The organism is Pantoea sp. CCBC3-3-1 (genome assembly GCF_007981265.1).
Taxonomy (GTDB): Bacteria; Pseudomonadota; Gammaproteobacteria; order Enterobacterales; family Enterobacteriaceae; genus Erwinia.
In genome coordinates, this window is the sequence record NZ_CP034363.1 from 1012059 (window position 1) to 1035298 (window position 23240).

Sequence of the window (23240 nt, forward strand, 5' to 3'; positions counted from 1 at the left end):
GGCTCCTTTAATGCCGAACCACGCGAATATCGAAATCAAAACGGCTGAAAAAGTGCTCCAGTCGGCTCAACTCGTCATCGTGATAAGAGGGGTCGGTTGTTATGGGATAAATCATGTCGAGCTTTTCATACTTATTTTTGCCAAACTGGTGATAGGGCAAAATATCAATACGTCTTATATTTCCGCGTGCTGCCAGCTTTTGGACATAATTTATCGCGCCGGTAATGGCTTCCCAGGAGTCGTTATAACCACGAACCAGTGGCATACGAATAATGACTTCACTTCCTGAGTCCACCAGCCATTCCAGATTACGGCGTATTCCCTCATTCCCTACGCCAAAGATTGATTTATGCTGTTCGCTGTTTATTTGCTTAATGTCAAATAAAAAAGTGTCAGTTATTGGTGCTAATTTTTGATAATTCGCCAGCGAGGTGGTTCCCTGTGTTTCAACAGCGGTATTAATCATCATTTTTTTGCACTCGCTAAAAAGCGCCACGGCGAAATCGGTTTGCAGACTCATTTCCCCGCCGCCGATAGTGACACCACCGCCGGAGGAAAGATAAAAATCATAATCCTGCATAATAATCTCCATCAGTTCCGCAACGCTGACATCTTTTCCGGTAATATCCAAAGCACTGCGGGTGCAGACCTGTTCACATTGCCGACAGCCGATACACTCTTTGTTGCGGTCAACAACATGCTTTGTGTGCCCATTCTCGTTTACCAGTGAATGTACCCCGGCTGGGCAAACCCTGACGCATTCGCCGCAATCAATACATTTATTTCTTGAGAACATTACCTGAAACCGGGTGCTCAGCCCTTCAGGGTTTGAGCACCACGGACAGCGAATATTGCAACCTTTAAAAAAAATCAGCGTACGAATACCGTCCCCATCATAAATGGAATATTTTTGAATATTGAATATCCGGCCCGTTAATACCTGTGTGTTCAACACGCTTACCTCCTGGATAAATCAGCATGTCTTCATTTAATCAAGGGTCAGAATTTTTCAATAACGGTACGGCTGATAATTTCATCCTGCACTTCCTTACATAACTCAACAAAGTAAGCGCTATATCCCGCCACGCGAACAATCAAATCACGGTATTTCTCTGGTTCATGCTGAGCCTTTTTCAGTACGTCGTTGTCAACGTAGCTAAACTGCATTTGTCCGTTCCCCAGGATAGAGGCGGTACGCAATAGCGTGATCAGTCCGTTACGACCTTCCGGTGTATCAAGCAACCCTTTAAGGAATTTGAAATTATGGACCATGCCAATATTCATCGTTTCCACATTCATTTTGCTCACTGACTTTATGATTGCCGTTGGCCCGTATTTGTCCGCACCTTGTGTCGGGCTGATGCCATCGGAAAGCGGCATCCAGGCCAGCCGGCCATTTGGGGTAGCGTTAGTCAGTTCGCCAATGGGGGTATTATTAGAAATCGATAATGTGCCATGGCTAAGGGTGGAATAGAGCATTTTGTATTTACGGCACTCTTTTTCCGTCCATTCCGTAATGTCCAGCGCATACCGATCGACGCTGTTATCGTCGTTGCCATATTTTGGCGCATTAAGACAATCGCGGCGTAGTGCCTCAAAGCCTGCAAAATTAGCCAGCAGGGCATCGCGGATTTCTGCCAGCGTATATTTACGATCTTCATAAACCAGTTTGCGGATCGCGGCCATAGAGTCGACATAAGTTGCCAGACCAGAAAAGATCAGTCCGGGACCGTGGTTCATCACTGCACCGCCAGCGGCGACATCTTTACCGCTTTCCATACAACCCTCCACCAGCAATGACATCAAAGGCTTTGGTGCAACGTCGCGATGTACCCGTTGGCTGATTACCGTGCCGATGGCAGAGAGGCGAACAATATGGGCTACCTGTTTTTTTACCGCAGCGTCAAAAGCTTCATAGGTAGTGAGCTGGTTCAAATCACCGGTATCCAGCCCCTGATGGCTGTCAAACAGCACCATGCGCCCACGGTTGAGTACAAACTCAATAGCCACAGGCCATTGTGTGTAGCCCGTAGAGGTCCACTGATAGATACGGCCAGATTTTTGCGGTTCCACACAGCCCATCAGGCAGTAATCGCGGGCATCTTCAAAGTCGAAACCCTTGCGTAACATCATTTTGATATGAGAGTCGTCAAAATGGCAGGCCGGGAAGCCCATTCCGGCTTTCACCACCTCGACGATTTTTTCCATATATTGCTGTGGAGACTGGTTGTGTATCCGGCAGGCCAGTGAAGGTTGATACACTTTAACAAACCGCACCGCATCCATAATCAGGTAGGTTAATTCGTTGCAGGCATCTCCACCGCTGCGCTTCTGGCCGCCTACGGTCAGATTGATAAAAGGCTGGTAGCCCGCAAAATATTTCGCGCCAGCCTCGCTGGACATCCACATCAGTTCGGCGCACTTGATAATGAAAGCCTGTAGTAATTCCAGTGCGGTTTCTCGGGTTAAACGGCCTTCACGGATATCGGCTTCATACAGGGGATAGCAATACTGATCGACACGCCCCAGCGACAGGCCAGTCTGGTTCTCTTCTACTTCAAACAGGGATTCAAGGGTCCAGATGCTTTGCAGCGCTTCCTGTAACGTCGCCGGAGGGTTTGCCGGAACGTTTTCATTAACCTGGGCAATCGCCAGTAGCTCCGCGCGGCGCTCCGCATTCTGCTCTCTCTCCGCCAGTTCGCGAGCCTGCCGCGCAATGCGTCCGGCGTAATTCACCACGCCGGTACAGGTCTCAATGGCCGCTTTGTAGAAATAGATCCTGTCGATATCTTCAGGATTCTCCATGCTGAGTCTGGCAAGGTGCGCTTCGGCATCGGCTTTGATGCCGTTCATGCCTTTAGTGAACAGCAGTACGTCGTATCCCGGACAGGTATCCCCCCCGCCATTGATCTGATGATAAGAGAGATCGCTGACAAAGGTTTCCCCGCTAAATGCCCACACACCGGCTTCACGGTACTGCGCTTCACAGATCTCATCGAGCGAGCGGCCTTCCCAGAAGGGAACAATCTCTTCGCGAATGGTCTTCTTATCTTCTTCACTGATGACGAAGGGGTCCTGTGGACGTGTACTCATCGTATCGAGTTCATCACGCACCCATCGCCATGCGATATCCGGTGAGAAAGCCCCAGCACGCGCTTTACCACAGGGATGACCAACAATCAGTTCTTCATCCTGAATCAGGATCGGCGCCGTTTCACAGGCGCGGCGAAAGGCTTTTGCACGCAGCAAAATGACAGGTAAACCGGGATTGTTTTTCGTCACTTCGGTAAAGGCCAGCGCGCGGTGAATGGAGACGCTCGGCCGGGCTTGCAAATAGCGATGGCGCAACCTTTGCAGGCGCGGTGTGAGGCCTTCCATTTCCTTCACGTCGCCTTGTTCAAAAGGATTACGAAGGGGGGGTATTGCGGCTTTGCCATGAAATAAACGTACGGTCAGATTGAGTTCGCCCAGTTTCTGGTGAGCACTGAGGAACAGGGCTGACAGCGGGTTGATAATGAGGTCATCATCAAGGCGAGCACCGTGCAGCAAGGCATCAAACATGGGATAGCCATCGATATCGCATGGCGCACGGGCTTCGCTAAGTTCAGCCAGTTTCAGCCATAAGCACTCCACAATTTCACTGGCCTGCTGGCTGTTTAGCTTGCCGCTGGCAATATCTTGTTGATACCACGGCAGCAAAGCTTTATCTGCGCCACAAGGATTGACCGCATAGCTGCCGTTATCCAGTAACAACGCCAGCTGAAACAGGTAAAAAGCCTGACATGCCTCTTTGAAACTACTGGCTGGGTATGCGGGCACATGCCGTAAAAGCACAGCACTTTCAAGCAGTTCGGCCTGGCGCCAGGGGTTGGTTTCGCTTTCTGCCAGTGTCCCGGCCCGATCTGCCAGCTTCTGCGCCAGCATCAGCAGAGCATCGCAGGCATAAATCGCGGCACGGCAGGTGTTCATGCCGTCCAAATCGCTGCGGCTCACCGCGCTGCCCAACTTACGGGCTTCCGCTTCCAGCTGTTCCTTAATCGCCACCACACCTTTATCAATAATCAGCATGTAATCTGGTGAGGCGAGCTCATTATTCAAATTAAGAAATGTCAGCACTGAGTCACGCCGCGTTTCGCTTTCATCGTGACAGATTGCGCCACGGGGTGTGCCTGTTGGATTACCTGTAATCAGTTCATCCGGGCGGATATCTGTCGGTAAATGGCGTATCAGTTCATAGAAGCGGCGCGCGGGTTTTACCGAGGCAGGTACGCCCGCGATATCATTCAGCAATGCACCTGACGTAGCTGTATATTCAGCACAAAGCGCGCCTTTATGTGAGAGTAAGCGCTCTGCCAGCACTTTGACGCGTGGCGTTAAGGTGTTGTGGGTCATAAAGCTCTCCTGATGTTCTTATCAATGATGATGAAAAGCGTTAACTGACTCTCCGTTGCTTCCATCCCAGGCTGCGCGATAAATCGCATTAAGCTGGGCGGCGTGCGGTGTTACCGGATTGCCTGCCGTGCAGTTATCCCGCAGCGCCTGCGCAACCATTTGGGGCAATTGCTGTTCAAACTGTGCGGCGTCGATGCTGGTATCCCGGATAGCACAAGGAAATTGCAGTTCTTCTTTTAGCGCCTTAATGGCAAGCAACAGGCTGTGGACGCCTTCCCTGGGTGTTGCAGCTGGCAGACCCAACAATCTGGCGAGACAGGCATATCGCTGTGCCGCATGGGTTGCGCACTGACCGTAATAGTCGGCGTTGAAGGCAATTACCTGCGTCATCAGCAGCGTGTTGGCCCGCCCATGCGGTATGCCAAACATGCCGCCCAGCGCATGTGCCAGGCTGTGGGTGATCCCCAGCGACGCATTGGTGAAGGCTATGCCTGCCATACAGGACGCGTTATGCATTTTTTCACGTGCCAGTAAGTTGTCGCCCTGGCGCCAGCAGTCAGCAAGATGACTGAACACCAGGCCTACCGCTTTTTCCGCCATGGCATCAGAAAAATCACTGGCGTGGCGAGAGACAAAGGCTTCTACCGCATGGCACAGAACGTCCATACCGGTATCTGCGGTGATCGCCGGAGGAACAGAGGTCACCAGCTCGGGGGCAAGAATGGCGATATCGGGCAGCATCAGCGCATCGACCAGCACCAGTTTCTCAACGCCTGATTTCACTACGGAAAATGATGTCACTTCGGAACCCGTACCGCTGGTGGTAGGAACAGCCACAAAACAGGGGAGCGCGCTATCCGGGCGCAGCTGATGCAAAACGTAAATCATCGCTTTAGCCGCATCGATGACCGATCCCCCTCCCAGAGCAACAACCAAATCGGGAGAGTCAGCCTCCATCACTTTCATGCCGCGTACGATGGTGGCGATATCCGGATCGGGCACCACCTCGTCCCAGATGCGAAAAGGTATTGCTCGTCGTTCCCACAGCTCGGTGATGCGTTCGACCAGGCCAAACTTCATCATTGTTCGATCCGTCACCAGCAGTACCTTTTGCGCAGGCAGATCATTTAGCGTGGACAACGCATCAGGACCGTACTGAATGCGGGGTTTGATCGTAAATCCATTCATCTGTTGCTCACTCCTTAGCGATCGCGGAACACTTTTTCGACGATGGCAACAACGGACATGGCCTTGTAGCGCTCTTTATTGAGGGCAAAATATTCTTCCGCCAGGACGATGTCATGCGTCCCCGCACCAACCTGATCGACTGCAACCCAGGTCCTGTCTTTGATCGGCTGTTGGTCGTCATCAAGTGCGCTAATCAGCAGAAGATTACTGCCGCGCAGCTCATCGCACTTTTGGGTGGCAACGACATGTCCGGTTACCCTGGCAAGGATCATGATTTTTTCCTTATTTCAGTGCATGGCTAACTCAAACGTTGCAGAACCTGGCGGATAAGACGCTCTACATTTTGCTCCGTTATCTCACTGGCATTGTTGTCATCCCCCTCGGAAGTAACCTGCTCAAAGCGGTCATCCGCAGTGAGCTCCGGTTCGCTTTGGGTAAACCTGACATCGTTCAGAATGCTCGAGGCGTTATTGCTTTGGAATGACGCAGGTTGGGGCTGAGATTGACGGTCAGCCGGAGTACGCAGTTCCTCGATCGAGCGAACGCCATAAGCAACTTTACGGATATTAAGCAGATTCAACGGGCCGACGTTATCTGAACTGGATCCGCCGCCTGCTGCGCCACAGCCCAGCGTCAGAGCCGGTTGGATATTGGTAGTCGCGCCAATGCCGCCCAGCGCTGCTGGGGTATTAATCAGGATGCGGTTAACGGGTTTTTCAAGGCTAAACTGGCGGATGACGTCCTGATTATGGGTATGGATCACCAGCGTATGGCCCAGCCCTTCATTATTCAGCAATTCAGCCACCCGGCGGCAGGCGGCTCTGGCATCTTCTTCGATATACAAACCCAGTACCGGGCAAAGTTTCTCGCGGGAATAGGGATTTTTGCGGGATACGGTAGTCTGTTCAGCAATCAGTACACGGGTTGTCTCGGGCACCTGAAATCCAGCAAGCTGGCTCAGGTAACATGCTGTTTTCCCGACGACCTGAGGGTTAATCGTGCCGTTGGGGCGCAGCAGCAGGGCAGCCATTTTGGTCATTTCGGATTCATTCATAAACCAGGCACCCTGGGCTTTGAACTCTTTCTGCACTTCGTCCAGGACACAGCGCTCAACAATAACCGACTGCTCAGAAGCACAGATGACGCCGTTATCGAAGGTTTTACTGGCAATAATGTTTTTTACCGCGAGGGGAATGTCTGCACTGCGTTCGATAAAGGCCGGACCGTTACCCGGGCCACCGCTGATGGTAGGCGTACCGGAAGCATAGGCTGCACGGACCATCCCTTCACCGCCGGTAGCCAGGATCAGCGAAACGTCTTTGCTGTGCATGAGTTCAGAAGTTGCTTCCAGCGTCAGTTCAGTGACGCCGCTTACGGATCCTGCCGGGGCTCCGGCAGCCTCTGCCGCACGTTGAACAATCTCAATGGCTTTTTTACTGCACGCGCGCGCGCCAGGGTGAGGAGAAAAGATAATCGCATTGCCAGATTTTAACGAAATCAGTGACTTATAAATAATTGTGGAGGTTGGGTTCGTGGAAGGAACCAGCGCGCAAATCACGCCAAGCGGGACGCCAACGTCCATCACTTTTTTCACCGGATCGTCGTGGATAATGCCCACTGTTTTCATCTCTTTTATCGCTTCGTAAACATGCCGCGAAGCGAAATGATTTTTCAGGACTTTATCCTGCCAGTTACCGAATCCGGTCTCTTCACAGGCGATTTTAGCCAGCGGCTCGGCATGCTTAGCCGCTTCCTGAGCCACATTTTTAACAATGGCATCAATTTGTTGCTGTGAAAACGTGGCCAGAATGGCCTGAGCCTGTTTGGCATTTTGCACCAACTGCCGTGCCAGCTGCCGGGACTGTAAATCATTATCCAGCACAATCATGAAATATCCCTTCTTCAGACTAAAAGAGTACAGACGTGGCGTGGTTCATCAGGTCCGGTGCTGAGCCGCAATTTTTCCAATATCATTGTGCGGTCGGGCAATAACGCGTGAAGTTACGACTGTGCCGACACGCTTAGCAGCTTCCACGCCGGAATCGACAGCGGCTTTTACCGCGCCCACATCGCCTTTTACCATCGCGGTGACCAGACCGGAGCCGACATTTTCATAACCGATCAGCTCGACGTTGGCGGCTTTACACATGGCGTCCGCTGCTTCAATACAGGCCACCAGACCTTTGGTTTCAATCAGACCAAGTGCTTCTTTCATGATGCTTTTCCCTGTGATTCCGCCACCTTGTAGCGGGCGACGATTTTGTTGATGTCATTATGGGGACGGGCGATCACCAGCGAAGTCACGACCTCGCCAATACGTTGCGCTGAATCCACGCCGGAATCGACAGCGGCTTTTACCGCGCCCACATCGCCTTTCACCATGGCAGTAACCAGCCCGGAGCCGACATTTTCATAACCGATCAGCTCGACGTTGGCGGCTTTACACATGGCATCTGCCGCTTCAATGCAGGCCACCAGACCTTTGGTTTCAATCAGACCTAATGCATCACTCATCTGTCTTCCTCCGCTGTTACGCTTTGTGTTTGATCACGATTTTGTTGATGTCATTGTGGGGACGGGCAATCACCAGCGAGGTCACCACCTCGCCAATACGTTGAGCTGACTCCACGCCGGAATCGACAGCGGCTTTTACCGCGCCCACATCACCTTTCACCATGGCAGTAACCAGCCCGGAGCCGACATTTTCATAGCCGATCAGTTCGACGTTGGCGGCTTTACACATGGCATCTGCCGCTTCAATGCAGGCCACCAGACCTTTGGTTTCAATCAGACCTAATGCATCACCCATTTTGACTTTCTCCTCGGGACAATTTGTGGAAAGGGCGACTACCCAACCCCTTACCGGAGCTAAAAGTGGTGTCAGGGATAACTATAAGGATTAACCGCTCATATGAAATTTAAATTCACCAATTCTTATTTTTTAGATTTTAATTCTGGTTTTTGGGTTTTTATAAAGGTGTTTTTATGTCTTTGTGCTGTTCTTTAGTGCCGTTTTTTTAGTGCCTACTGGGTCATTTACTGCTTTTTATAAGTCATTTAGTTCTGTTACACATTTGCTGAATTTATGAGGATTGATGTAACAAAAAGAGGGCGAGATGTGGGACGAACATCACTTTTTGAATGAGGAATAACGCGGCAGGTGAATACAAAAAATGTGATTATTTTAGAGCGATTCAGAAGGGAGAAAAAATGTGAACCTAATCAAACTTACTGCCTGGCTTTAGGGTGCAGATATAGAGTGGTGAGCTGAGAGAACTTAATAAAATCGCGTCGCCACTAAGCTTTTGCGCATTAAGAAACAGCCCTTCATGGCTGTCAGACATTTCACGCATAAAGTAATCGAAGATAATATCCGGAGACTCATCGATAGAAGAAGCACTGGCTTCCCATTGACTTATACGGTAGTTGCGTGCGCCAGAAGAAATACGTTTTGTCGTATAGTTAAACTTTACATAACGTTGCAGATAGAGCCATCCGGCATCTGAGTCCGTGTAACCTTCAACGACCAGAGAACCTTTACCTCTCGCAGCGAAATCTATGTGCACCATACCATTAATATTTTCCGTTTTCATATCTTCAAAGTGCATAATTACTTTTGTTGAACAGCTCATTACCCCCGTGTTTTCTGAAGAGGATTTTTGCCATATGTATACGCCTGATGCAGTAAGAAATATAACCAGGGAGAACACAAAAAAAGAGCGCGGGTAATGTATCATTACGGTTTCCATGAGTAATAAAAATAGCTATCACAATAACTGAAAGGGTTGTCGTCATTCCTTGTGCAATGCGCCAGATAGACTCTTCCCAATCCATTGGTCTGCAACCTGTCGCCGTAAAAAAAAGTAAAGTTTTGGCTCGGTAAACAGTCAATTTTAAGCGCCTGGCGAACAGTGTTGAAATTTATCGTATAGGTTTTTTCCTGTATGGAACTGAGCATTTCTTTGCTGGCTAACAGATGGCACTGGCCGGATGTCAGAGGCGTTAAGGTAACAGGCTTCAACTTTCTGTCAGTCACTAAAGTCATTATCATAATGATAAAGGAAAGACCAAGAAGAATAAGGCCGCTGCGATACCATGAAATAAAATGTGGAAGAGCTGGGGAACTAAGGGATATGCATTGTTTTTGTGGCAAAACTTCTGATTCCCTGGGTTGAGAAATCGTCTGTTCTGGCGTTTTTTCAATTATATCAACACTAATTTCAGGGTTTAATTGTAAATTGCCGCGAGAAACGGTGAGAATAATATTGTTAATGCCGTAATAACGAAACGTTTTACGCAGCATGCTGAGATATTGATTGAGATTACTGCTCGAAGAGGTGAGGCCATTGTCGTCCCAAATCTTTTTTAGTATTTCTTCGCGACTGATAATGTGTGGGTTTTCAAGCAGGAAAAGAAACAGTGCATTGGTGGTAAGAGATAACTGGGTATCCGGAGCATCACTGCCCGGTAATGTTAATGTTCCGTCCGCTGCATTATAAATCAGGCTAGCATTAATGTTATATCGCATTGCCGGGCCACCTTATGCGGTAAAAATAAATTACCAGACCATTATGCTGTTAAATTCAAGTTGAGGGTAATGAGCAGCGCAGGTGTGATTTATGATCGCGATCAATAAGCATGGGTCACAGATAGATTTTATGAATAGTTTGTGCAAAGGATCGCAATTTTACAGGTAAAGTTCACCAGGGGTATTATGTAAACTTTCACATAATAATTGCAGGGCGTAAGCGCTCTGCGAGAGGCTTTCGCCTTGATGGCTATTTGTTTTAGCTATCCTTCAGCCAAAAAACCTCCCAGGCTGGAGGTTTTATTTTGCAAAACGAACGCTTAAAAACTAAATGCATCCGCATCACGCCACGCCGGGAATTTTTCGCGGTACTCCTGTAACTTCTCCAGCGAAAGTTCGGCATGGAGAATCACTGGCTGATGGGATTCGCCCTCAGCCAGAATGTCACCCTGCGGGCCGATCACTCTGCTGTCGCCGCTGTAGTGATGCTGGTTACCATCACTGCCTACGCGATTACATCCCGCGATATAGGCCTGATTCTCAATGGCACGCGCCAGCAGTAATGCCTGCCAGTGTGACGCCCGGGCGGCTGGCCAGTTAGCCACGTACAGAGCAAGATCGTAATCGTTCTGATTGCGCGAAAACACCGGGAAACGCAGGTCGTAACACACCTGCGGCAGGATGCGCCAGCCGCGCCACTCAACGACTTCACGCCGTTCGCCTGCAAGATAGTGATGGTGCTCATCCGCCATGCGGAAAAGATGCCGCTTGTCGTAGCGATGGACTTTGCCGTCCGGGTCCACCAGCAGAAAACGGTTAACCGCCCCCTGTTCAGTCTGAATCGCCGCGCTGCCGCCGACCATCGCATCGGTTTCGCGGGCTTTTTCCCGCAGCCATTGAATAACGCGCATCTCTGGCAGCGAGTTTTTCGCGGCCTCCATCGCAAAACCGGTAGTAAACATTTCCGGCAGTACGATCAGATCCCGATCGTGCAGATCTGCCAGCAGCGCATCAAAAAAACGCAGGTTAGCTTCGCCATCCATCCAGACCAGAGGCTGCTGTAAAACGCTAAGGTTTAAAGTCGACACAGGCGCTCCGCCGCTGCATCCAGCGTCGCTTCCTGTTTTGCGAAGCACAGACGGATCAGCTTATGAGGGAAAGGGCCGGCGCAAAATACCGACAGCGGAATCGCCGCCACGCCGACTTCTTTGGTCAGCCACTGACAGAACGCCACGTCATCCAGATCGGAGATGGCGCTGTAGTCCGCCAGCAGGAAATAGGTGCCTTCACAAGGCAGGACGTTAAGACGGCTTTTCGCCAGAGCCTGCACAAAGCGATCGCGCCGGGCACGATAAAAATCGGGAAGCTCGCGATAGTGTTCCGGTTCGGCGTTGAGCATATCGGCCAGCGCCAGCTGTGCCGGCGTATTGACCGCAAAAGTCAGATACTGGTGTACCTTGCGCACTTCAGCCGTCAATGCCGCAGGCGCCACGCAGTAACCCACTTTCCAGCCGGTCATATGAAACGTTTTGCCAAAAGAGGAAACGGCGATGGAGCGCTCGCGCAGCTGAGGATGCGCCAGCACGCTGGCATGGCCTTCCTGAGCAAAACAGATGTGCTCATACACTTCATCACTCAGCACATAGATTTCCTGTTCTTTAACAGCCTGCCACAGGGATTCAAAATCGCTTTTCTGCCAGACGGTCGCCGAAGGATTGTGCGGCGTGTTGAGGATAACCAGGCGAGTGCGGGGAGAAAGCAGCGCGGCAAATTCCTGCCAGTCCACGCGAAAGGTCGGCGGCTGCAAGGCGATACGTTTCATCACGCCGCCCGCCAGCGTTACCGCTGGTGCATAGCTGTCGTAGCTGGGATCGAAGCAAATGACTTCATCACCAGGCCGGACCAGCGCGGTAATCGCGGCATACAGTGCCTCGGTCGCGCCTGCGGTGACGGTTATGTCCGTGTTGCTGTCCGGCTGATGACCGTAAAGTTCTGCGGTTTTCGCGGCAATAGCTTCGCGCAGCGGCTGCACGCCTGTCATTGGCGCATACTGATTGGCGCCCGCGCTGACGTGATGCGCCAGGCGTGCCTTCAGGTAATCCGGCCCGTCAAAATCGGGAAAGCCCTGGGAGAGATTAATGGCGTTATGCTGCTGCGCGAGCGCGCTCATTTGCGTAAAAATGGTGGTGCCCAGAGCAGGAAGTTTGCTCTCAGGCGTCATCGACGTTTGGCTCATTATTATTAATCCTTGCGTAACGTTCTTCCAGGATGTGTTAACCCTGTGTTGCCGCCACTATAGCCCCGATGCTACTATTTGGCAATCGAGACGCTTAGACGTCTAAACGCTAACGTTATGCCGTTACACCGGCACCAGAAAGGAAGAGTATGAGCACTATTCCACAGTTGGATCAGCTGGTGGCGGCCTGCCACTGGATCGGCGCTCGCGGCTGGGCACCGGCGACCGGCGGCAATATGTCAGTGCGCCAGGACGGGGAGTTTTGCCTGCTGAGCGAATCCGGCAAAGATAAAGGCGCACTGACCCGCGACGACTTTATTCAGGTCGCCATCGCAAACAATCACGTGCCTTCGGGCCGTAAGCCTTCTGCCGAAACCGGCCTGCATACGTTGATCTACCGCCTGTTCCCGGAAGCGGGGGCTGTGCTGCATACGCATACGGTGAACTCGACCGTGCTCTCCCGCATTGAGAAGGGCGCTGTATTAGAGCTGCAAGGCTATGAAATGCAGAAAACCTTGTCCGGGCAGAGCTCGCATCTCGATACCGTATCGATTGCGCTTTTCGATAACGATCAGGATATTGACGCTCTGGCGGAGCGTATTGAGCATTTCGCTGCTGAAACCCCGCTGCGCTATGCCTTCCTGCTGCGAGGGCACGGGCTGACGTGCTGGGGAAGGGACGTCAACGAGGCGAAGCGGCATCTTGAAGGACTGGAATTTCTGTTCCAGTGTGAATTACAACGTCGGCTGTTGGAGGCCAAATGATCCGCGCGATAGTGACCGATATTGAAGGAACCACCAGCGATATTCGCTTTGTGCACGATGTGCTTTTTCCTTATGCGCGAGAGAATCTGGCGGCCTTTATTGCGGCTTTCCAGCATCGTGAAGATGTTGCGCTGGCGCTGAGCGATCTGCGGGATGAAATTGCCCAGCCGCAGGCGACGGTTGAAGATTTGATTACCGTGCTGTTTGGATTTATGGATGAGGATCGCAAATCTACCTCACTGAAAGCGCTTCAGGGCATGATTTGGCGAGATGGCTATGTGAACGGCAGCTTTACCGGCCATTTGTATTCCGACGTGCTGCCTGCTTTCCAGGCATGGCAGGCGCAGGGCATTAAGCTTTACGTTTATTCGTCTGGCTCAGTAGCAGCGCAGAAATTGTTATTTGGCTACAGTGACGCGGGTGATATCACCGATCTCTTCAGCGGCTATTTTGACACCCATGTCGGTGCCAAGCGTGAAAGCGCGTCTTATCGCAACATTGCCGCTGAGATTGACCTGCCGTCCGATGCACTGCTGTTTTTATCCGATATTCATCAGGAGCTGGATGCGGCACAGGATGCAGGCTGGAACACCGTGCAATTAATTCGTGGCGAAGCGGACACGGCAAGCCGTCATCGCCAGGTTAACCGTTTTGATCAGATCAATCTGGAGACGTTTGCCTTATGAGCGCACTGACTATTTTTACCGAGAGCGAAGCCACTACGCCGGTCTGGCACAGCACCGAGGCTGAAGAGATTCGCCAGAAGCTGAGCAGCAAAGAGGTACGCTTTGAGCGTTGGGAAGCAGACCGTGATTTAGGCGTTGATCCCACACCGGAAACGGTGATCAACGCTTATCAGCACGCCATCGACAGGCTGGTGGCGGAAAAAGGCTACCAGAGCTGGGATGTGATCAGCATGCGTGCGGATAACCCGCAGAAAGAGGTGCTGCGCGAGAAGTTTCTTTCCGAGCATACGCATGGTGAAGATGAAGTGCGTTTCTTTGTCGAAGGCGCGGGGCTGTTTTGCCTGCATCTGGACGGCCATATTTATCAGATCCTTTGTGAAAAAAACGATCTGATTTCCGTCCCTGCGGGCACGCCGCACTGGTTTGATATGGGATCGTCACCGAATTTTACCGCTATTCGTATTTTTGATAATCAGGAAGGTTGGATCGCGAAATTTACCGGCGACCGCATTGCGGATGCGTATCCGCGACTGCCTTAAGAGCGATATCTTCCTGCTTTTATACAATGGCGTAGCTGTTTAAACACGTTGGGATGAGCGTAGATAATCATCTGTTTTTCTTACCAACAGCGCTGATGTTTGCAAGGGGCAGATAAGCCGGGTGTCTGGCGCAGGGACGCGCCAGTCAAGCCTTCAGGGAAGGATTCACGCCGTCCCGGTGTTCTGTCCCTGACTGCCGCCAGACACTGAGGCCGGTTTTGACTTTAGCTTACAGCCGCCCGTTACCGCGCCCGGCCCGGCTGGAAAATCCCGGCTTTCACCTGTGCGGATGTGACCACGCCGGTATCCAGCACCCAGCCGCTGATCAGCTCCGCTGGCGTCACGTCAAAGGCTGGGTTACAGACCTGCGCATCTTCCGGTGCCCACTGTACTTCACCAAAGCTGCCCGCCACCCCGGTCACTTCACTCGCAGCGCGTTGCTCAATGGGAATTGCGCTGCCGTTTGGACAAGCCGGATCGAGCGTGGTATGTGGTGCTGCAACATAAAAAGGAATGCGGTGATAGTGCGCCAGTACCGCGAGGCTGTAGGTGCCAATCTTATTGGCGACGTCACCATTAGCCGCTATTCGGTCAGCACCAACCCAAATTGCATCAACCTGCTTCTGCGCCATCAGGCTCGCCGCCATACTGTCGCAGATTAAACGATAGGGCACGCCCAGTTCGCCCAGTTCCCACGCGGTCAGACGTCCGCCTTGCAGCAGCGGGCGCGTTTCATCGACCCAGACCTTTTCCACATGACCTTCCTGCCAGCCACGAGAAATCACCCCTAATGCGGTACCTGTACCTGCGGTCGCCAGGCCTCCCGTATTACAGTGAGTCAGTAAACGGCTACCGGCTTTAATCAGCTTCGCGCCCGCCGTGGCGATGTTATCGCACAGCAATTTATCTTCTTCGACCAGACGCAGGGCTTCAAAGGTCATTGCGGTAATATACCGATCCTGGGCCAGGGCCAGCTTCATGCGGTCAAGATTGTTCATCAGATTGACGGCGGTAGGGCGGGCGGCCCGCAGCACGTCCAGCGCTTCGCTCAACGCGGGTTTGGCCATGCCGTTTTCAGCCAGCAGTGCCAGCAGTAAACTGGCAGAAAGGCCAATCAGCGGCGCACCGCGCACCCGCAGTGCTTTGATGTGGTCAACTAGCTCCGGCACGCCCGGCGTGGGACACCAGACTTTTCTCTGCGGCAGTGCCTGCTGGTCAAGGATCCACAGCTGGTTGTCACGAACTTGTAAGCTGGTTGTGCTCAGTGTCTGCATGGAAGTTAAATCCTGGTTGCGTTATCAGGCCATATTGTGCCAACATGCCATACGGATGTATAGACGTCTGAACGGCTTATTTTGATAAAAAGGTGTGAGCAACACTTCGGGGCCGGGACGAAAAGCTGATTAGCAAGTTTTGACGAGGGTGAGTTAATGACGCAATACCGTACGTTCACCGCAGCGGATGCCGTGGAATATGCGCGCCAGTTCGGCGGCATTGAACATCCCGACACCCTGGTGGATTCGCAGGAAGTGGGCGATGGCAATCTTAACCTTGTCTTCAAAATCTTTGACCGTGATGGCGCCAGCCGGGTTATCGTTAAGCAGGCACTGCCTTACGTACGCTGTGTGGGCGAATCCTGGCCATTAACGCTCGATCGTGCTCGTATCGAAGCGGAAGTGCTGCAAATTCACGGGGAGTTTTGCCCGGAACATACGGTAAAAATTCTGCATTACGATCCGGCGCTGGCGGTGATGGTGATGGAAGACCTTTCCAGTCATGCTATCTGGCGCGGCGAACAGGTCAAAGGCGTCGATTATCCGCAGGCTGCTGCCCAGCTTGGGCACTATCTTGCACAGACGTTGTTTCACACGTCCGATTTTTATCAGCATCCTCATCAGAAAAAAGCGGACGTCATCCGCTTTACCAACCCAGAGCTGTGCGACATTACGGAAGAGCTGTTTTTTAACGAGCCTTACGAAGTCCATGAACGTAACGGTTATCCCCGCGCGCTGGAGCCGCTGGTCGCCACGCTGCGTACCGATGACGAACTGCGCCATAAAGTAGCCGGCCTCAAGCATCGCTTTCTGTCAAACGCTGAAGCACTACTGCACGGTGATGTCCACAGCGGCTCCATATTCGTGGCCGAAGGCAGCCTGAAAGTCATTGATGCTGAATTTGGCTATTATGGTCCGATTGGTTTCGATGTTGGCAGCGCGTTGGGCAATCTTCTGCTTAACTACTGCGCCCTGCCGGGCCTGCTCGCACCGCGTGAAGCGGCTGACGTGCGGGAAAAACGGCTGAACGATGTTCGTATAACATGGCAAAGTTTTGCAGAGGAGTTTTTAGCGCTGGCAGCTGAAAAATCACGCGATCGTGCGCTGGCGTATCCGGGTTATGCGGCTGAATTCCTGAAAAAAATCTGGCGTGACACGCTGGGCTACTGCGGTACAGAAGCGATCCGCCGTACCGTTGGCATGTCGCAGATTGCCGATTTTAAAAGCATTCAGGATGAAGCGATGAAGGTGGAGTGTTTCCGCCAGGCGATCGCCTTAGGAAGAATGCTGATCCTGGCGGCAGATCACATCGAAGATAGTGAAGCCCTGATTGCCCGCGTGCGGCAGAACGGCTAACGGTTTTACTCTGGCGGCTTACGAGAAATACAGACCGTAAGCCGCTTTGCATTTCTCCCTTCAGCAAAACTTCTTTCTTAAATCTATTTTTTAATTTCACTGGCGTAATTATTGCAATTGCCAGCTAATTTCTTCTGCTGAATAATGGCAGGGTGAGTCGGAGACTCATATTTTATTAGCGGTATTGATTGCTAATTAATGTCATTTTTAATGCCAGGTTATTATAAACAATCATTTCTTTTTCGTAACAATCCGCGACCAAAGTCGGGTTAGTGGAAAGGCTCTGTATTGCACGATGCAGGGGTGGGTTGGCCTCTTTTTGGGAGGCACCATCCGGGTTTTCTGCGTCTGGAAAATAATAACGTTTATTTTAATTATCCATCACGGTGCCATGAAATAAAATGCATTCAGTGATGCGTGATAGCCAGTTAACTGAGAGGGCATTATGCCTTGTAAATTCACTTTTCATGATCTTTTTTATAATAAAAAAATAAAAAACGTTCATTCTGTTAAAAATAATATATCAGCAGCAAATTATTCACTGCTGGTCACCCTACTTGCGCTGACGCCATTATTTAGCCATGCAAAACCCGCAACATTAACGCCGTCCTCAGCGCTTCTGGTACCGGAAATGCTGTCGCAGCAGCGTGACACGCTGCCAGGGTTGTTTGCTGCTGATGGCGAAGAACAAGCAGGATACGGCACCATCAAGAATGTGGCTTTGGGGAGTGAGAGTTGCCTTACTTTACAGCCTGATAACAGCAGCGTGACTTTCCAACGCTGCCAGGATACGGCCCGCCAACGCTGGCAGCTGTCGCAGATCATGACCGGCTATCTTAAAATTACCAGCGAGGCGTTGGCCGAAGAAAATAAAGAATATTGCCTGGGCATGAATTCCAGTGCTGCTCAGACAGAGCCAACAATGATGGAATGCACCGGCAGCGGTTTTAATTCTCAGCGATCCTGGAAGGCCGCTATTAATCAGGCGTCTGCGGTGTCAGACATTGTCTATACCCTGGAAAATAAATATCGCAACGATCTGGGGAAAAAAGAGGTACTGGGCCATAGCAATAATCGCCTGCAAATGGTGGCTACCAGTACGACAAATGATGTTTCCTGGCAGCTTTCTGTTCCTGCTCAGGTAGCGACGCGTCCGGTTATTGGTAATAAAAAGGTCCTGCTATTGCATACCCACTATAGCGACAGGTCAGCTAACGATCTGGCCGCAATAAAGAGCGCGGTGTTTGGCTCAGGAACTGACTTTAGCTCGCTCGTGAGTGCCGTCAGGATTGCCTCTTACGGAAAGCTTTTACTGAGCGGGGATACGGTCAGCGATATTGATTTGGGGCCTCGTCCAGCTATTTGCTCCAGCAGCGTGGTAGCGCAGGCGCAAACGCTGGCCCGTGCAAAGGGCATTGAACCCAATAACTATGATTATGTTTTTGTCGAAATTCCCTCCACTTCCTGTAGCTGGACCGGGCTGGCTGCCACGCCTGGCAGATGGATTATCGGCAACGCCTCGGGCCATAAGCCCTGGATGTGGCAGCACGAATTTGGCCATAACCTGGGCGCACCTCATGCGACCTCATTGGAAGGTTGTACCACTAACAGTCTGGGTATTGTTCAACTTGACCAGCAGTGTAGGAAAACCACTGCCGGCGATCCTTCCGATACGATGAACGGCGGGGGCAGCCGACTTTACCCTGCGCCTTATCTGCTCTATGCCGGATGGCTGTCTGATGCACAAATGCCGCAGATTGATAAGCCAGGAAACTATACGCTTACGCCATTATTCAACACGCCAAACGAGGGTGAGCTGAAAGGCTTACGAATTCTGCGTCGGGATGGCACTTACCTGACGTTGGAATACCGTCAGCCGGGTACCGGTTTTGAAGGTTGGGCGAGCAGCGATCCTTTCGTTAACGGAGTGATTGTCCGTGTGGCTTCCTTTGGCAGCACGGTCAGCAACACGCTGGTGGATACTACGCCAGGCAGCGCGGACGGCATGAAAGATGCGCCGCTGATGCCGGGTAAATCTATTGATGATGTGCTGTCCGGTAAACGGATTACGCTGTTAAACATTGATGCCCGCGGGGCACATCTTCATATCGGGACTCTTTCTGATGCTAATGAAGAGGTCAAAGTGCCTGTCGCCGTGGTGCCGGAGGATTTCAGTGTTGTTGCCCGCAACAATGATGGCACCGTCCGAATATTGAACGGTAATGCCAGCACCGGTAATGAATTTGTCTGGACGACGCTGGCGGGTTCAGGCCGGTTTGGCTTGCAGGCAGAGCCTTCCGGCCCGATGGTACCCGAAGTTCGGCAGAGCAGTGCCCGCGCCGCTTTTCCTGGCGGGGCAACGGGGCAGGCAAGGTATCAGCTAACCGTAACCGGTTCCCACGGCATGACGGACAGTAAAATTGTGACCGTGACCGTGCTGCCACCGCAGGTCAATATCAACGGACAGGAGAGCCTGGCGCCGGGCGAGGTGGTAGTCTTTAACTCGCAGGATAACTTTGAGGCGGCGAAGTGGCACTGGAGCCTGGTTAACGGCAGTCAAACCGTGGCGGAAAGCGATCTGGCGGTGTTTGAGCTGGACAGTCAAAACTATGCCAGTGGAACTTATCAGCTGAAACTGGACGCTTCCTCGGAAGATGGACGGCACTTCGCTTCAGCGACGAAAACGGTCACCATCGCCGCAACTGAAAAGGCCTACCCTGAGTATGTGGAAGGGACGGCTTATCAGGCAGGAGATAAGGTTCACAGCGCTGGCGGCAATTATTCCTGTAAACCTTTGCCGTTTACGCCATGGTGTGCGGGTGTGGCCAGCGCCTATGCGCCGGGCGTCGGCCAACACTGGCAGGACGCCTGGGATAAGATTGATTAAATCGCTAACAGGCAGGTGATAAAAACTCAGCCGGAACTCTCTTTCGGCTGAGTTTTATCTCGCCACGCCCCATCCCATGGCTAACGCTACGCTAGCGGCCTGCTGGTTAAGCCGCTTCCGTTTTCCGCCCCTGCTCCTTCAGACTATCCGCTGGCTCCCCGCGTTTCTCTGTCTCATTATTTACTGGCTGAGTCGCCAGGGCATCGGCTGCGAACTCATCAACATTGATTGAACGCAGGCGGCTGGCCTCGGCGCGTGTCAGCACGGCCGCTTCTTCCGGGGTAAGCCATTTTTCCTGTAACCCTTTCTGCGCCAGCTTATCCAGCCGGGTAAAAGAGAGATGTTTCCCCAGTTTTTTATTCAGGCGATCGTGAATGACTTCCGCCGCCATCACATCCTGCAATGCCTCTTCGAGCTGGCCTGCGGGATTGTGCTCGCCGGGGGTCAAATACTGACCGCGGCCCAGTCGGGTACGGGTAGCGGACGGGATCTGGAGAATTTTGGCCAGTTGGTGATCCAGACGGTCAGAAGGCGCGCGGCAGTGACGGCCCAGCGGAAAAATCACCACGCGCATCAGGCCAGCGACCAGGCGATTAGGGAAATTACGTAGCAGATCGTCAAGGGCGGTTTCGGCCTGATTCAGCGCATCCTGCACGCCCCAGTGCAGCAGCGGCAGATCGGCTTCATTGCGGCCCTCATCCTCATAGCGTTTGAGCGTTGCCGACGCCAGGTAAAGCTGGCTCAGCACATCGCCAAGGCGTGCGGAGATGCGCTCACGACGTTTCAGGCTACCGCCTAATACCGACATGGCGATATCGGACAGCAGCGCCAGGTTAGCGCTCAGCCGGTTGAGATGCTGATAATAACGACGGGTGGCATCACGTGTTGGCGTCTGGCTGGTACGGCCCGAGGTCAGCCCAAGCCACAGGCTGCGTGCCTGATTACTGCCGATATGGCCGATATGGCTGAACAGCGCCCGGTCAAAGGCCACCACATCATGATTTGCCGCCGCAGCCATCTCGGCCAGCACATAAGGATGGCAGCGGATTGCGCCCTGACCAAAGATGATCATGCTGCGCGTAAGAATGTTTGCGCCCTCAACGGTAATCGCAATCGGCGCGCCCTGATAGGCGCGAGCCAGGAAATTGCTTTTCCCCAGCATGATGCCTTTGCCGCCAGCAATATCCATCGCATCAACGATGGCCCGCTGACCGCGATGGGTACAGTGGTATTTCACAATAGCCGACAGCACTGCCGGTTTTTCACCCAGCATAATGGCAGAGGTAATCAGCGAGGCGGCTGCATCCATCACATAAGCGTTACCGGCGATGCGCGCCAGCGGCTCTTCGACGCCTTCCATCTTGCCGATAGGCAGACGGAACTGGCGGCGAATGTGAGCATAGGCGCCGATGGCCAGCGCAATGGTTTTCAGGCTGCCGGTCGAGTTAGAAGGCAGCGTGATGCCGCGACCGACGGATAAACATTCCACCAGCATTCGCCAGCCCTGACCGGCCATCACCGGGCCGCCAATAATATAATCAATCGGCACGAAGATATTGCTACCGCGCGTTGGGCCATTCTGGAAAGGCACGTTAAGCGGAAAATGCCGGTTGCCGATTTCCACGCCCGGTGTTGTTGTCGGGATCAGCGCGCAGGTAATACCCAATTCTTCGGTTTCACCTAACAAATGTTCAGGATCGGACAGCTTAAAAGCCAGGCCCAGCACGGTAGCAACCGGTGCGAGCGTGATGTAGCGTTTGTTCCAGGTTAAGCGCATGCCCAGCACCTGTTGGCCATGCCACTCTCCCATACATACCACGCCGGTATCAGGAATGGCACCCGCGTCGGAACCCGCTTCCGGGCTGGTTAGCGCAAAGCAGGGGATCTCCTCGCCGCGCGCCAGGCGGGGAAGATAATGATCTTTCTGTTTGTCCGTGCCGTAGTGTTGTAGCAGCTCACCCGGCCCCAGTGAGTTAGGCACGCCAACGGTGATCGCCAGAATGCCGGAAACGCCAGCCAGCTTCTGCAACACGCGGGCCTGGGCATACGCCGAAAAGGCCAGCCCGCCATACTCCTTCTTAATGATCATGGCGAAGAAGCGGTGTTCTTTCAGGAAGGCCCACAGCTCGGGCGGCAGGTCGGCCATTTCGTGGGTGATCTGAAAATCATTCGCCATGCGGCAGGCCTCTTCAACCGGCCCGTCGAGGAATGCCTGTTCTTCCGCAGTAAGGCGAGGTTGCGGGTAAGCATGCAGCTTCTGCCAGTCAGGCTTGCCGCGAAACAGATCGCCTTCCCACCAGGTGGTACCGGCCTCAATCGCTTCTTTTTCCGTTCGTGACATCGGCGGCATGACTTTCTGAAAAGTACGCAGCATGGGTTTTGAGAAGAGCGAGCGACGCAGCGGCAATAAGTTTAAAGGCAGTAAAATTATCGCCAGCGGCAGCAGCAGCCATGCTGACCAGATCCCCGCGACGGTCCAGCCCAGCGTCCACAGCAGCATAACCGCACTGGCCAGAAGCAGGTTTATGCGGTGATAAAAAAGTGCGCCAATCAACACCACTGTTGCAATACAACTGATGACTATCATAAACATCGCTCCACGAGTAGTAAGAGGTCTGACCTGTTAGTTACAGGTGTAAATGAGATGGTTTTTCTTATCAATCTATTTACATGATAATTACAACCTGGCTCACAAACCGCGAGGACGGCTGCCTGAAGTGACGGCCAGGCAGGCAGGGCGCTTTTCGCCTGAGCGGCAACTTGGTAAACTGCACCTGACCTCACCTAAAAGGACTCCCCTATGTATCAGGACATCATTCGCGCCGAGCTAAACGAAGCCGCGGACACGCTCACTAAATTCCTCAGCGACGATGCTAATATTCATGCCATTCAGCGCGCTGCTGTTTTGCTGGCGGATTCGTTTAAAGCCGGTGGCAAAGTGCTTTCCTGCGGCAACGGTGGTTCACATTGCGATGCAATGCACTTTGCTGAAGAGTTAACGGGTCGCTATCGCGAAAATCGCCCTGGCTACCCGGCAATCGCGATTTCCGACGTCAGCCATCTTTCCTGCGTCAGCAATGATTTCGGCTACGACTATGTCTTTTCCCGCTATCTGGAAGCGGTCGGCAAGCCCGGCGACGTGCTGCTGGGCATTTCCACTTCCGGCAACTCAGCAAACGTCATCAAAGCGGTAGAAGCGGCGCGCCAGCAGGGCATTAAAGTGATTACCCTGACCGGCAAAGACGGCGGAAAAATGGACGGTATGGCCGATGTGGAGATTCGTGTGCCACACTTTGGTTATGCCGATCGCATTCAGGAGATCCATATCAAAGTGATTCATATCCTGATCCTGCTGATCGAAAAAGAGATGGCTAAGTAACCTTTTTCTGC

20 protein-coding genes are annotated in these 23240 nt (G+C 52.4%); 6 read left to right on the plus strand and 14 right to left on the minus strand.

Features of this window, described 5'->3' with window-relative positions; genetic code table 11:
- Window positions 1-7: 7 nt before the first annotated feature.
- The 12 genes from cutD to EHV07_RS04650 form a co-directional block, all read right to left on the minus strand.
- The gene (gene cutD, locus EHV07_RS04595) at window positions 8-955 is read right to left on the minus strand and encodes a choline TMA-lyase-activating enzyme (protein WP_147195533.1); all 948 of its coding nucleotides are present in this window, start codon (window positions 953-955) and stop codon (window positions 8-10) included.
- Between the two features lie 44 nt (window positions 956-999).
- Window positions 1000-4392 (minus strand): choline trimethylamine-lyase, encoded by a 3393-nt coding sequence (cutC, locus tag EHV07_RS04600; RefSeq protein WP_147195535.1) that lies wholly within the window; start codon window positions 4390-4392, stop codon window positions 1000-1002.
- Between the two features lie 21 nt (window positions 4393-4413).
- Window positions 4414-5580 (minus strand): 1-propanol dehydrogenase PduQ, encoded by a 1167-nt coding sequence (locus EHV07_RS04605; protein WP_147195537.1) that lies wholly within the window; start codon window positions 5578-5580, stop codon window positions 4414-4416.
- Window positions 5581-5594: 14 nt separating this feature from the next.
- Window positions 5595-5852, minus strand: a complete 258-nt coding sequence (locus EHV07_RS04610; protein WP_147195539.1) for a EutN/CcmL family microcompartment protein — start codon at window positions 5850-5852, stop codon at window positions 5595-5597.
- 26 nt (window positions 5853-5878) lie between these two features.
- On the minus strand, window positions 5879-7468 hold the full coding sequence (locus EHV07_RS04615; RefSeq protein ID WP_147195541.1) for an acetaldehyde dehydrogenase (acetylating): 1590 nt from the start codon (window positions 7466-7468) through the stop codon (window positions 5879-5881).
- Window positions 7469-7516: 48 nt separating this feature from the next.
- Entirely contained in the window at window positions 7517-7795 is a 279-nt protein-coding gene (locus EHV07_RS04620) for a BMC domain-containing protein (protein ID WP_147195543.1), read from the minus strand.
- The gene (locus EHV07_RS04625) at window positions 7792-8094 is read right to left on the minus strand and encodes a BMC domain-containing protein (protein ID WP_147195545.1); all 303 of its coding nucleotides are present in this window, start codon (window positions 8092-8094) and stop codon (window positions 7792-7794) included. The genes EHV07_RS04620 and EHV07_RS04625 overlap by 4 nt, the downstream gene beginning before the upstream one ends.
- Before the next feature lie 16 nt (window positions 8095-8110).
- Complete coding sequence (locus tag EHV07_RS04630) at window positions 8111-8389, minus strand: BMC domain-containing protein (protein WP_001540796.1); 279 nt, start codon at window positions 8387-8389, stop codon at window positions 8111-8113.
- A gap of 409 nt (window positions 8390-8798) precedes the next feature.
- Window positions 8799-9317, minus strand: coding sequence for a FidL-like protein (locus EHV07_RS04635; protein WP_147195547.1), 519 nt, complete (start codon window positions 9315-9317; stop codon window positions 8799-8801).
- Window positions 9317-10108: a winged helix-turn-helix domain-containing protein gene (locus EHV07_RS04640; RefSeq protein ID WP_147195549.1), complete on the minus strand. Its 792-nt coding sequence runs from the start codon at window positions 10106-10108 to the stop codon at window positions 9317-9319. The genes EHV07_RS04635 and EHV07_RS04640 overlap by 1 nt, the downstream gene beginning before the upstream one ends.
- 320 nt (window positions 10109-10428) lie before the next feature.
- The gene (locus EHV07_RS04645) at window positions 10429-11196 is read right to left on the minus strand and encodes an amidohydrolase (RefSeq protein WP_147195551.1); all 768 of its coding nucleotides are present in this window, start codon (window positions 11194-11196) and stop codon (window positions 10429-10431) included.
- Window positions 11184-12344 (minus strand): pyridoxal phosphate-dependent aminotransferase, encoded by a 1161-nt coding sequence (locus EHV07_RS04650; protein ID WP_147195553.1) that lies wholly within the window; start codon window positions 12342-12344, stop codon window positions 11184-11186. Before EHV07_RS04650 ends, EHV07_RS04645 begins: the two co-directional genes overlap by 13 nt.
- Before the next feature lie 149 nt (window positions 12345-12493).
- On the opposite strand from EHV07_RS04650, the gene EHV07_RS04655 reads away from it, so the two are divergent.
- From EHV07_RS04655 to EHV07_RS04665, 3 genes are read left to right on the plus strand one after another with little or no spacing between them, the layout of a single operon-like run.
- Entirely contained in the window at window positions 12494-13108 is a 615-nt protein-coding gene (locus tag EHV07_RS04655; protein ID WP_147195555.1) for a methylthioribulose 1-phosphate dehydratase, read from the plus strand.
- On the plus strand, window positions 13105-13794 hold the full coding sequence (gene mtnC / locus EHV07_RS04660) for an acireductone synthase (protein ID WP_147195557.1): 690 nt from the start codon (window positions 13105-13107) through the stop codon (window positions 13792-13794). The genes EHV07_RS04655 and mtnC overlap by 4 nt, the downstream gene beginning before the upstream one ends.
- Window positions 13791-14333 carry an acireductone dioxygenase gene (locus EHV07_RS04665; RefSeq protein WP_147195559.1) on the plus strand — a complete coding sequence of 181 codons (543 nt, stop codon included), beginning with the start codon at window positions 13791-13793 and terminating at the stop codon, window positions 14331-14333. The genes mtnC and EHV07_RS04665 overlap by 4 nt, the downstream gene beginning before the upstream one ends.
- A gap of 242 nt (window positions 14334-14575) precedes the next feature.
- On the opposite strand, the gene mtnA is transcribed toward EHV07_RS04665, so the two are convergent.
- Complete coding sequence (gene mtnA, locus EHV07_RS04670; RefSeq protein ID WP_147195561.1) at window positions 14576-15607, minus strand: S-methyl-5-thioribose-1-phosphate isomerase; 1032 nt, start codon at window positions 15605-15607, stop codon at window positions 14576-14578.
- Between the two features lie 156 nt (window positions 15608-15763).
- On the opposite strand from mtnA, the gene mtnK reads away from it, so the two are divergent.
- Window positions 15764-16963 (plus strand): S-methyl-5-thioribose kinase, encoded by a 1200-nt coding sequence (gene mtnK, locus EHV07_RS04675; RefSeq protein ID WP_147195563.1) that lies wholly within the window; start codon window positions 15764-15766, stop codon window positions 16961-16963.
- A gap of 631 nt (window positions 16964-17594) precedes the next feature.
- Window positions 17595-19850 (plus strand): hypothetical protein, encoded by a 2256-nt coding sequence (locus tag EHV07_RS04680; RefSeq protein ID WP_147195566.1) that lies wholly within the window; start codon window positions 17595-17597, stop codon window positions 19848-19850.
- A 106-nt stretch (window positions 19851-19956) separates the two neighbouring features.
- Here EHV07_RS04680 and fadE read toward each other — a convergent pair whose 3' ends face one another.
- Window positions 19957-22437 (minus strand): acyl-CoA dehydrogenase FadE, encoded by a 2481-nt coding sequence (fadE, locus tag EHV07_RS04685; protein WP_147195568.1) that lies wholly within the window; start codon window positions 22435-22437, stop codon window positions 19957-19959.
- Between the two features lie 213 nt (window positions 22438-22650).
- Between fadE and lpcA the strand changes: the two genes are divergently transcribed.
- Window positions 22651-23229 carry a D-sedoheptulose 7-phosphate isomerase gene (gene lpcA / locus EHV07_RS04690; protein WP_147195570.1) on the plus strand — a complete coding sequence of 193 codons (579 nt, stop codon included), beginning with the start codon at window positions 22651-22653 and terminating at the stop codon, window positions 23227-23229.
- The last annotated feature ends 11 nt before the right edge of the window (window positions 23230-23240 follow it).

What these genes read in the sequence shown, in the direction of transcription:
- cutC (WP_147195535.1), bottom strand. Translation starts at nt 4,392, where the DNA reads ATGACCCACAACACCTTAACGCCACGCGTCAAAGTGCTGGCAGAGCGC.
- EHV07_RS04625 (WP_147195545.1), bottom strand. Translation starts at nt 8,094, where the DNA reads ATGAGTGATGCATTAGGTCTGATTGAAACCAAAGGTCTGGTGGCCTGC.
- EHV07_RS04640 (WP_147195549.1), bottom strand. Translation starts at nt 10,108, where the DNA reads ATGCGATATAACATTAATGCTAGCCTGATTTATAATGCAGCGGACGGA.
- EHV07_RS04620 (WP_147195543.1), bottom strand. Translation starts at nt 7,795, where the DNA reads ATGAAAGAAGCACTTGGTCTGATTGAAACCAAAGGTCTGGTGGCCTGT.
- mtnA (WP_147195561.1), bottom strand. Translation starts at nt 15,607, where the DNA reads ATGCAGACACTGAGCACAACCAGCTTACAAGTTCGTGACAACCAGCTG.
- EHV07_RS04655 (WP_147195555.1), top strand. Translation starts at nt 12,494, where the DNA reads ATGAGCACTATTCCACAGTTGGATCAGCTGGTGGCGGCCTGCCACTGG.
- EHV07_RS04635 (WP_147195547.1), bottom strand. Translation starts at nt 9,317, where the DNA reads ATGATACATTACCCGCGCTCTTTTTTTGTGTTCTCCCTGGTTATATTT.
- mtnK (WP_147195563.1), top strand. Translation starts at nt 15,764, where the DNA reads ATGACGCAATACCGTACGTTCACCGCAGCGGATGCCGTGGAATATGCG.
- EHV07_RS04605 (WP_147195537.1), bottom strand. Translation starts at nt 5,580, where the DNA reads ATGAATGGATTTACGATCAAACCCCGCATTCAGTACGGTCCTGATGCG.
- EHV07_RS04650 (WP_147195553.1), bottom strand. Translation starts at nt 12,344, where the DNA reads ATGAGCCAAACGTCGATGACGCCTGAGAGCAAACTTCCTGCTCTGGGC.
- EHV07_RS04630 (WP_001540796.1), bottom strand. Translation starts at nt 8,389, where the DNA reads ATGGGTGATGCATTAGGTCTGATTGAAACCAAAGGTCTGGTGGCCTGC.
- lpcA (WP_147195570.1), top strand. Translation starts at nt 22,651, where the DNA reads ATGTATCAGGACATCATTCGCGCCGAGCTAAACGAAGCCGCGGACACG.
- mtnC (WP_147195557.1), top strand. Translation starts at nt 13,105, where the DNA reads ATGATCCGCGCGATAGTGACCGATATTGAAGGAACCACCAGCGATATT.
- EHV07_RS04615 (WP_147195541.1), bottom strand. Translation starts at nt 7,468, where the DNA reads ATGATTGTGCTGGATAATGATTTACAGTCCCGGCAGCTGGCACGGCAG.
- EHV07_RS04610 (WP_147195539.1), bottom strand. Translation starts at nt 5,852, where the DNA reads ATGATCCTTGCCAGGGTAACCGGACATGTCGTTGCCACCCAAAAGTGC.
- fadE (WP_147195568.1), bottom strand. Translation starts at nt 22,437, where the DNA reads ATGATAGTCATCAGTTGTATTGCAACAGTGGTGTTGATTGGCGCACTT.
- EHV07_RS04680 (WP_147195566.1), top strand. Translation starts at nt 17,595, where the DNA reads ATGCTGTCGCAGCAGCGTGACACGCTGCCAGGGTTGTTTGCTGCTGAT.
- EHV07_RS04665 (WP_147195559.1), top strand. Translation starts at nt 13,791, where the DNA reads ATGAGCGCACTGACTATTTTTACCGAGAGCGAAGCCACTACGCCGGTC.